Origin of the sequence: Hallella colorans (assembly GCF_003096815.1) — a bacterium.
Lineage (GTDB): Bacteria > Bacteroidota > Bacteroidia > Bacteroidales > Bacteroidaceae > Prevotella > Prevotella colorans.
The window spans coordinates 39,969-50,701 of record NZ_QENY01000023.1; the positions used below are offsets into that span (position 1 = coordinate 39,969).

The following is a 10,733-nucleotide window of genomic DNA, read 5'->3' on the forward strand; positions in this document are numbered from 1 at the left end:
ACTTCAATTAAATTAAGTAAAATGAGTAAACTGACAAAAAATCAGAAATCAGTAGCTGATAAGGTTGAAGTGGGGAAGGCATACACATTGAAAGAGGCTTCAGAGTTGGTCAAAGTCGTTACGACTACCAAGTTTGACGCATCTATTGATATGGATGTTCGTTTGGGAGTAGATCCTCGTAAAGCAAACCAAATGGTTCGCGGCGTGGTGACGCTTCCTAATGGAACTGGAAAAACGGTTCGCGTTCTCTGTTTGTGCACACCTGATCAGGAAGAGGCTGCTAAGGCGGCTGGTGCTGATTATGTTGGTCTCGATGAATATATCGACAAGATCAAGGGTGGATGGCTTGATATCGATGTCATTATTACGATGCCTTCTTGTATGGGTAAAATAGGTCCGTTGGGTCGTTTTCTCGGTCCTCGTGGCTTGATGCCTAACCCTAAGAGTGGAACAGTAACCATGGACGTTGCAAAAGCTGTCGCCGAAGTTAAGCAAGGTAAGATAGATTTCAAAGTTGATAAGGCTGGTATTATCCATTCATCTATTGGCAAGAGTTCAATGACTGCTGAACAGATTTATGGTAATGCAAAAGAGTTTATCAATACGATAGTGCGTTTGAAACCTGCTGCCACAAAGGGTACGTATCTGAAGAGTATCTATATTTCGAGTACTATGAGCCAAGGGATCAAGATAGATCCTAAATCAGTTGAATAACTCTAAAAGTATGGTAAGATGAAGAAAGAAATAAAAGATACTATTATTGTTAAACTTGGCGAGAAGTTGAAGGAATATCCTCATTTCTACTTGGTAGATGTTACTGGGTTGGATGCTGAGGCTACAAGCTCTCTTCGTCGCAAGTGTTTTGAGAAGAAGATTAAGATGGTTGTTGTGAAGAATAATCTTCTTCACAAGGCTTTCGAGGCTTCTGAGATCGATTTTTCTGAACTTTATGGAGTGCTTAAAGGTACAACCGCAGTGATGTTTTGTGAAACTGCCAATGTTCCTGCAAAACTCTTGAAAGACAAAAAAATCGTAAAAGATGGAATTCCTGCTTTTAAGGCTGCTTATGCTGAGGAAGGTTTCTATGTTGGAACCGACAAGGTTGATGAGTTGTCTGCATTGAAGAGTAAAAATGAAGTTATCGCAGATATTGTGGCATTGTTACAATCACCTGCAAAGAATGTTATTTCTGCTCTTCAGTCAGGAAGTAATACAATACATGGCGTGCTGAAGACTTTAGGCGAACGTCCAGAGTAAAGAATATAAAGTCGAAAACATAATTTTAACGAAAATAATAAAATTTAGAATAAAATGGCAGATGTTAAAGCTATCGCAGAAGAGTTAGTAAACCTTACTGTTAAGGAAGTTAATGAGTTGGCTACAGTCCTGAAGGACGAGTATGGTATTGAGCCTGCTGCTGCAGCGGTTGCTGTTGCCGCTAACGCTGGTGGTGCTGCCGCTGGTGAGGCTGCTGAGGAGAAAACTTCATTTGATGTGGTTTTGACCGATATTGGCTCTACAAAACTTCAGGTTGTTAAGGCCGTTAAGGAAGCTTGTGGTCTTGGTCTGAAGGATGCTAAGGACCTTGTAGAAAGCGCACCCGCTACCATCAAGGAGGGCTTGTCTAAGGAAGAGGCTGAGAGCTTGAAGAAAGCTATCGAAGAAGCTGGTGCTAAGGTTGATTTGAAGTAATTAACTTTCAATCGACTAATACTTAGCTTATTTAAAACGAGCTACAGTATTATCAGCAATCGTACTAAATATGGTTAGGATTTGCCCAGTCGGTAAGTCCTAACCTTTTTGTGTCTCACTCGACATTTTCTCTTTAAATCCAAAAGGATTAATAGGTATTATAACTAATTTTTATTTATGTCAAACGTTATTAATAATCGAGAAAATTTTGTCAGCGTTCATAATCCGTATCCGTATCCGGATTTTCTCGACATCCAGTTGAAGTCGTTTCGGGACTTCTTGCAATTAGATACACCGCCAGAAGAACGCAAGAATGACGGTTTATATAAAGTGTTTGCAGAGAATTTTCCAATTACTGACACGCGCAATAATTTTGTTCTTGAATTTTTAGACTACTATATTGACCCGCCTCGTTACTCTACAGGTGAGTGCTTGGAACGTGGGCTAACATATAGTGTGCCTTTGAAAGCTAAGATGAAGCTTTATTGTACAGATCCTGACCATGAGGATTTCGGTACTTTTATTCAAGATGTTTTTCTCGGTACAATTCCTTACATGACAGACAACGGCACCTTTATTATTAATGGTGCTGAACGTGTCGTGGTTTCTCAGCTACACCGTTCGCCAGGTGTTTTCTTCGGTCAAGGAGTTCATGCCAACGGCACTGTATTGTATAGTGCGCGTATCATTCCTTTTAAGGGCTCTTGGATTGAGTTTGCGACCGATATTAATAACGTTATGTATGCGTACATCGACCGCAAGAAAAAACTTCCTGTCACTACCTTACTTCGTGCTATTGGTTATGAGAGCGATAAGGATATTTTGCAGATATTTGACCTAGCTGAAGAGATTAAGGTTCTCAAACGCAATCGTAAGGAGCTTATTGGTCGTCAGTTAGCTGCTCGTGTCTTAAAGAGCTGGAATGAGGATTTTGTAGATGAGGATACGGGCGAGGTTGTTACTGTGGAGCGCAACGAGGTGATATTGGAGCGTGAGACAGAAATTACTGCTGACAATTTCGACGAAATACTTGAAAGTGGTGTTTCCACAGTACTCGTTCACAAGAATGCTGAGGTTGCCAGTAAGTTTGACATTATATTTGAGACACTTAAGAAAGATACGAGCAATTCTGGTAGAGAGGCCGTAAATTATATTTACCGACAACTAAGAAATGCTGACCCTGCTGACGACGCCAGCGCTCGCGAGGTGTTTCAAAATCTATTTTTCTCTGACAAGAGATATGATTTAGGCGAGGTTGGACGGTATCGCATTAACAAGAAACTTGGCGAGGACATTAGTATGGAAACTCGTGTGCTTACCAAGGAGGATATTATCGAGATTATCAAATATCTGATAAAACTTATCCACTCTAACGCCGTGGTTGATGACATAGACCACTTGTCTAATCGTCGTGTACGTACGGTAGGTGAGCAGTTGGCAAATCAGTTTTCTATTGGCTTGGCTCGTATGAGCAGGACGATCCGTGAGCGCATGAACGTTCGTGACAATGAGGTATTTACGCCTACGGATTTGATAAATGCCAAAACTATTTCCAGTGTTATCAATTCTTTCTTTGGCACTAATCCATTGAGCCAGTTCATGGACCAGACAAACCCTCTTGCTGAGGTTACGCACAAACGCCGCCTTTCCGCTCTTGGTCCTGGTGGTCTTTCGCGTGAGCGCGCCGGCTTTGAGGTGCGTGACGTTCATTATACTCACTACGGTCGTCTTTGTCCTATTGAGTCGCCAGAAGGTCCGAACATCGGCTTGATATCCTCACTCTGCGTTTATGCTACAATTAATGAGCTTGGTTTTATAGAAACACCATATCGCAAGGTTGAGAATAAAAAGGTGGATATGAACAATGACGATGTCACCTATATGACCGCAGAAGAAGAGGAGGGACAATATGTTGCTCAAGGTAATGCCCCGTTGAATACAGACGGAACGTTCATCCGTGATTTTGTTCATTGTCGTTATGCCGCGGATTTCCCAGTTGTGAATCCAGAGGAAGTTACTTTAATGGACGTTTCGCCCCAGCAGATAGCGTCAGTAAGCGCGGCTCTGATACCTTTCCTTGAACATGATGATGGTCACCGTGCGCTGATGGGATGTAATATGATGCGCCAAGCGGTTCCTTTGCTTCACAATGACGCGCCAATAGTTGGTACCGGTCTTGAAAAACAGGTATGTGAAGACAGTCGTACAATGATAATGGCCGAAGGTGACGGTGTTGTAGAATATGTAGACGCCACGACGATTAGAATACTCTATGATCGCACGGAGGAGGATGAGTTTGTAAGTTTTGAGCCTGCTATTAAAGAATATAGCATTCCTAAATTCCGCAGAACCAACCAAAATATGACAATAGACCTTCGTCCTATATGCACGAAAGGTCAGCGTGTCCAGAAAGGTGACATTCTCACCGAAGGCTATGCCACGGAGAATGGAGAATTAGCTTTGGGTCGGAACCTTTTGGTTGCTTACATGCCATGGAAAGGTTACAACTATGAAGACGCGGTTGTTATTTCTGAACGTATGGTGCGCGAGGATGTGCTCACTTCGGTTCATGTAGATGAATATTCTTTAGACGTGCGTGAGACCAAACGTGGCGTTGAGGTGCTTACGAATGATATACCTAATGTCAGTGAGGAAGCCACTAAGGACTTGGACGAGAATGGCGTTGTTCGTATAGGCAGTCGCATAGAGCCAGGCGATATTATGATTGGTAAAATTTCGCCTAAGGGTGAAAGCGATCCATCGCCAGAAGAGAAGCTGTTGCGGGCCATTTTTGGAGATAAGGCCGGAGACGTGAAAGACTCCTCGCTCAAGGCCAACCCATCTTTGAGTGGAGTTGTAATTGACAAGAAGTTGTTCTCTCGCGCGGAGAAAACACGTGAGTCTAAGAAGAAAGACAAACTGTTGCTTCAAAAAATAGACGAAGAGTATGAGGCAAAAGGCGAAGAGTTGAAGAATATGCTTGTTGACAAGTTGATGACCCTGACGGAGAATAAGACATCACAAGGCGTTAAAGATTACACCGATGCCGAAATCATCACCAAGGGCAGCAAATTTACCATTGCGTCACTGAAAAACCTCGAATATGATGGAGTACAGAGTAATGGATGGACGGACGATGAGCATACTAATAGCCTTATTCGAAGACTTATAGTGAACTATATCCATAAGTACAAGCAGCTCGCCGCAGAGCAAAACCGTCGTAAATTTGCGATTACTATTGGCGACGAGCTTCCTTCGGGCGTGCTCAAAATGGCCAAGGTTTACATTGCCAAGAAGCGTAAGATCCAAGTTGGTGATAAATTGGCTGGTCGTCATGGTAACAAGGGTATTGTCTCTAAGATCGTGCGCATGGAAGACATGCCTTTCCTCGAGGACGGACGGCCTGTAGACTTGGTTCTTAATCCTATGGGCGTTCCCTCACGTATGAACCTTGGTCAAATATTCGAGGCAATCTTGGGAGCTGCTGGAAAGAAGTTAGGCAAGAAGTTCGCTACTCCCATTTTCGATGGCGCCAAGCTTGATGACCTTAGGGAATGGACAGAGAAGGCTGGTCTGCCTAATCTGTGCTCTACCTATATATATGATGGAGAGACTGGTGAACGTTTCGACCAACCTGCTACTGTAGGTATCACTTACTTCTTGAAATTGGGACACATGGTAGAGGATAAAATGCACGCACGTTCCATAGGTCCGTACTCACTTATCACCCAACAGCCGCTTGGTGGTAAGGCTCAATTTGGTGGACAGCGATTTGGAGAGATGGAGGTTTGGGCCCTCGAGGGATTTGGGGCCAGCCATGTGCTTCAAGAGATGCTTACCATTAAGAGCGACGATGTCACAGGACGTTCTAAATCTTACGAGGCAATTGTCAAAGGTGACCCAATGCCAACTCCTGGTATCCCAGAGTCTTTGAACGTGCTCTTGCATGAGCTACGGGGTCTTGGCTTAAGCGTTAAGATGGATTAATAAGAATACTGAAAAGTTAGAAATATGGCTTTCAAAAAAGATACAAAGGTAAAAACTAATTTTACGAAGATAACCATTGGCCTTGCCTCGCCCGAGGAGGTCAAGGAAAATTCGTATGGTGAGGTCACCAAGCCTGAAACCATCAATTATCGTACGTATAAACCCGAGAGAGACGGTCTCTTTTGTGAAAAGATATTTGGTCCTACAAAAGATTACGAATGTGCTTGCGGAAAATACAAGCGTATCCGTTACAAAGGTATCGTCTGCGATCGTTGTGGTGTAGAGGTAACCGAGAAAAAAGTACGCCGTGAGCGAAGCGGGCATATTGAGCTGGTTGTGCCTGTGGCTCATATTTGGTATTTCCGTTCGTTGCCCAATAAGATAGGTTACTTGTTGGGACTACCTACAAAGAAATTAGACTCGGTCATTTATTACGAGAAATATATAGTTATCAAACCGGGAGCATTGGCAGGCGCCAAGGATGCCGAGGGAGTGGAAGAACTCAACGGTTCTCACCAGTTTGACTTGATTTCCGAAGATGAATATCTTGACATAATTGACAACAGGCTTGACCCTAACAATGATTACTTGGACGATGAGGATCCTAACAAGTTCATTGCCAAGATGGGTGCGGAGGCTGTGCTTGATCTATTGCGCGACCTTGACTTAGACTCTTTGAGCTACGAACTTCGTGACCGTGCTAACAATGACACAAGTCAGATGCGCAAGACAGAGGCGTTAAAACGCCTTCAGGTTGTTGAGGCTTTTCGTGGCTCCAAGAATATCAACAAACCCGAATGGATGATTCTAAAGATCATCCCCGTTATACCGCCAGAACTTCGTCCGTTGGTTCCGTTGGATGGTGGCCGTTTTGCTACCTCTGACCTGAACGATCTTTATCGCCGTGTCATCATTCGCAACAATCGTTTGAAGAGACTCATGGAGATTAAGGCTCCAGAGGTGATACTTCGTAACGAGAAGCGTATGTTGCAAGAGGCCGTAGACTCTTTGTTTGATAACAGTCGTAAGGCCAGCGCGGTCAAGAGTGAGTCCAACCGTCCTCTTAAATCGCTTTCAGACTCTCTGAAAGGCAAACAGGGACGTTTCCGCCAAAATCTTCTTGGAAAACGTGTTGACTATTCCGCCCGCTCGGTTATCGTTGTGGGTCCAGAGCTTAAGATAGGCGAGTGTGGTTTGCCCAAGTTGATGGCGGCCGAGCTTTACAAGCCGTTTATTATACGCAAACTCATAGAGCGCGGTATCGTTAAGACTGTTAAGAGCGCCAAAAAAATCGTGGATCGTCGCGAGCCCGTCATTTGGGACATCCTTGAGAATGTGATGAAGGGGCATCCCGTACTTCTAAACCGCGCCCCTACGCTTCACCGTCTGTCGGTAATGGCGTTCCAACCCAAACTTATCGAGGGCAAGGCCATACAGCTTCACCCATTGGCTTGTACGCCGTTCAACGCCGACTTTGATGGTGACCAGATGGCCGTTCACCTTCCTTTGAGCAACGAGGCGGTTCTTGAAGCTCAGATACTCATGCTTCAGAGCCACAACATCCTCAACCCAGCCAATGGCGCACCTGTCACCGTTCCGTCACAGGACATGGTGTTGGGTCTGTATTATATCACCAAGGCTCGTCCTGGTGCCAAAGGTGAGGGGCTCACATTCTATGATACGGAAGAGGCGATTATCGCTCACAACGAGGGACGATGCGACGAACACGCTCTTGTTAATTGCTACGTAGACGATGTCGTGGACGGAGAACCTGTTCGTAGAATGGTTGAGACTACTGTTGGTCGTATTATCATTAATGAAATCATCCCGAAAGAGATAGGTTTCTTCAATGGCATTATATCCAAGAAATCATTACGCGGTCTTATAGCCGACGTTATCACTACCGTGGGCATGGCACGTGCTTGCGCGTTCCTTGATGGTGTGAAAGATTTAGGTTATCGCATGTCATACGTGGCAGGTCTCTCGTTTAACCTTGATGACATTATTGTTCCCGCGGAGAAGAAAGAGTTAGTCAAGAAAGGCCAAGACGAGGTTGACGAGGTAACCGCCAATTTCGACATGGGTCTTATTACAGACAAGGAGCGTTACAATCAAGTTATCGACGCATGGACCCATGTCAATGATAATTTGAAGAAAGCCGTGATGAAACACATGACGGAAGACGACCAAGGGTTCAATGCCGTGTACATGATGCTCGACTCCGGAGCTCGTGGTTCCGCGGACCAAATTGCGCAGCTTGCCGGTATGCGTGGTCTTATGGCCAAGCCACAAAAAGCTGGAGCAGAGGGCAACTCTATCATAGAAAACCCTATCCTGAACAACTTGAAAGAAGGTATGTCCGTGCAAGAGTACTTCATTGCTTCGCACGGCGCCCGCAAAGGTCTTGCCGACACCGCTATGAAGACTGCCGACGCCGGTTATCTCACCCGTAGATTGGTAGACGTGTCCCATGATGTTATTATCAACGAGGAAGACTGTGGTACGCTTCGTGGTTTGGAGTGTCGGGCCCTTAAAGATGGAGATGAGGTTATCTCCACATTGTCTGAGCGCATCTTGGGTCGCGTGTCTGTTCACGATGTTGTCAACCCTCATACCAACGAGGTTATTGTCGAGGCCGGTGAGGAAATCACCGAGTACAAGGCCAAAGCCATAGAGGCAGCGCAGGTTGAGATGGTCGAGATACGCTCCGTTCTTACTTGCGAGAGCAAGAAAGGCGTATGCCGAAAGTGTTACGGTCGCAACTTGGCATCTTCTCGTATGGTCCAGATTGGCGAGGCCGTGGGCGTCATTGCCGCACAGGCTATTGGCGAGCCGGGCACGCAGCTCACCCTTCGTACCTTCCACTCTGGAGGTGTGGCCGAGAACGCTGCGGCCAATGCCAACATGAAGTCCAAGTATGATGCCAAACTCAAATTTGACGGCTTGCGTACAGTTCCTTTCGTAGACAAGACAGGCGACACCGAGAGAGAGTGCCAGATGGTTGTAAGCCGTTTGGCCGAGGTGCAATTTGTCGACCAGAACACGGATATTGTTCTTGCCGTGCTCAACGTTCCTTATGGTAGCTCGCTGTTCTTCAAGAACGGAGACACAGTCAAGAAAGGCGACATTATTTGTAAGTGGGACCCCTTCAACGCTGTTATAGTCAGTGAATATGCTGGTACGTTGCGTTTCCGCAACGTCATTGAGGGCGTGACCTATAAAGCTGAGACCGACGAGACCTCTGGCATGACCGAGCGCATTATCATAGAGTCGCGTGAGCACAATATGGTTCCAATGGTAGACGTTCTCAATTCCGATGGAGATGTCCTTGGCACGTATTCCTTCCCTGTAGGCGGTCACATTGCCAATATAGAAGATGGGCAGACCATCTCCACGGGTGTCACCCTTGTGCGTATATCACGTTCAGTGTTTAGCGCGGGTGGTATCACTGGTGGCTTGCCACGTGTTACCGAGCTTTTCGAGGCGCGAAACCCCTCCAACCCTGCCGTTGTTTCAGAGATTGATGGCGAGGTCACCATGGGCAAGCTCAAACGAGGAAACCGCGAGGTTATAGTGACGTCCAAGACTGGTGAGCAGCGCAAGTATCTCGTGCCTCTGTCACGTCAGATCTTGGTGCAAGAGCACGATGCTGTCCGCGCTGGCACGGCGCTCTCCGATGGTGAGATTACGCCGAATGACATTCTTGCCATCAAGGGTCCCACGGCGGTGCAAGAGTATATCGTCAACGAGGTGCAAAACGTTTATCGATTGCAGGGAGTGAAGATCAATGATAAGCATTTCGAGATAATTGTACGTCAGATGATGCGCAAGGTACGCATTGACGATCCCGGCGACACCACGTTCTTGGAGCAGGAACTTGTAGACAAACTTGACTTTGCCGAGGAGAACGATCGTATCTGGGGAAAGAAAGTTGTCATAGACGCTGGCGATTCTGACAATATGAAGAAAGGCCAAATCATCACCGCTCGCAAACTTCGTGACGAGAACTCCAGTCTTAAGCGTCGAGACCTTCGCCCCGTGCAAGTTAGAGAGGCCGTGCCTGCCACCTCCACCCAAATCCTTCAGGGCATCACGCGTGCCGCTTTGGGTACGAAGAGTTTCATGAGCGCCGCTTCTTTCCAAGAGACCACCAAGGTTCTCAACGAGGCAGCCATTCGCGGAAAGGTAGACGCTTTGGAGGGCATGAAAGAAAATGTGATATGCGGTCACCTCATCCCTGCCGGCACTGGTATGCGCGCTTGGGACAAGATCATCGTAGGGTCCAAGGAGGAGTACGAGCGCATGGAGGCTAACAAGAAGAACGTGCTCGACTATGCCGATCAGGTAAACGCGGAGTAAATACATTCCACCAATCATCATAAGAAGGTCGTAAGCTAAGTTTCTTAGTTTTACGACCTTCTTTGGTTTTTGCCATAAAGCGACGTTGCCGCCATGCTGTCTTTCCATGTCACCCCAGCCACGTGTGTAGTTACATCTATAGGTTCTCTATACGTAAGAGGTTGTTTGCTAATCGAGCAGGAGTAATCTTACCTTGAGAATTGCGAAATATTACTGTCCGCTAAACATAGAAATCCTCATTCCAACTCATTGAGACACAATAGTTCGGATGACAGCATGTTAGTGACAAGCCCCCTTGTTCATTTTCTGTTACCTCCGGTGGCGATTCAGCCGCTGCTTCAAGCATGAGTTTCATGTCGGCATCCGGCATGTTGAAGAAATTATTCATGTTGAGGTATTCCATAAGTACAATGCGCACCATAGTAGCCAGCCCTGAGAAACTCCACCGCCTCTGCAATGAGCTTTGCATCAGTGACAGTAATAGATTGGCAATGAGTGTAACCCAAATCTGTATCTTGATGGCGTTGGCACTCTCGCCATAGAAGTATCTAAGCGGGAAGTTCTGTTTTATCTGCCACCTCCTGCGGTAGATGGCTACGATAGTCTCCATGGACATGTCAAAGTCGTTGGTAAGCAAGGACACCAACTTTGGCATCTTTCCCTTCTTGATATCCACATAGGTGATGATACGCGCT

Annotated in this window: 5 protein-coding genes and 1 pseudogene; 5 read left to right on the forward strand and 1 reads right to left on the reverse strand. The window is 46.0% G+C overall.

Features of this window, described 5'->3' with window-relative positions; translation table 11 throughout:
• Positions 1–21: 21 nt before the first annotated feature.
• The 5 genes from rplA (at position 22) to rpoC (ending at position 10,038) form a co-directional block, all read left to right on the forward strand.
• Positions 22–714, forward strand: a complete 693-nt coding sequence (gene rplA / locus C7379_RS10660; RefSeq protein WP_116617294.1) for a 50S ribosomal protein L1 — start codon at positions 22–24, stop codon at positions 712–714.
• A gap of 18 nt (positions 715–732) precedes the next feature.
• Complete coding sequence (gene rplJ / locus C7379_RS10665) at positions 733–1,257, forward strand: 50S ribosomal protein L10 (protein WP_116617295.1); 525 nt, start codon at positions 733–735, stop codon at positions 1,255–1,257.
• 54 nt (positions 1,258–1,311) lie between these two features.
• Positions 1,312–1,692: a 50S ribosomal protein L7/L12 gene (rplL, locus tag C7379_RS10670; RefSeq protein ID WP_116617296.1), complete on the forward strand. Its 381-nt coding sequence runs from the start codon at positions 1,312–1,314 to the stop codon at positions 1,690–1,692.
• Positions 1,693–1,869: 177 nt separating this feature from the next.
• Positions 1,870–5,679, forward strand: coding sequence for a DNA-directed RNA polymerase subunit beta (gene rpoB, locus C7379_RS10675; protein WP_116617297.1), 3,810 nt, complete (start codon positions 1,870–1,872; stop codon positions 5,677–5,679).
• A 24-nt stretch (positions 5,680–5,703) separates the two neighbouring features.
• Positions 5,704–10,038 carry a DNA-directed RNA polymerase subunit beta' gene (gene rpoC / locus C7379_RS10680; RefSeq protein ID WP_116617298.1) on the forward strand — a complete coding sequence of 1,445 codons (4,335 nt, stop codon included), beginning with the start codon at positions 5,704–5,706 and terminating at the stop codon, positions 10,036–10,038.
• A gap of 220 nt (positions 10,039–10,258) precedes the next feature.
• Here rpoC and C7379_RS10685 read toward each other — a convergent pair.
• Positions 10,259–10,733, reverse strand: a pseudogene (locus C7379_RS10685) (hypothetical protein); the annotation flags it as partial.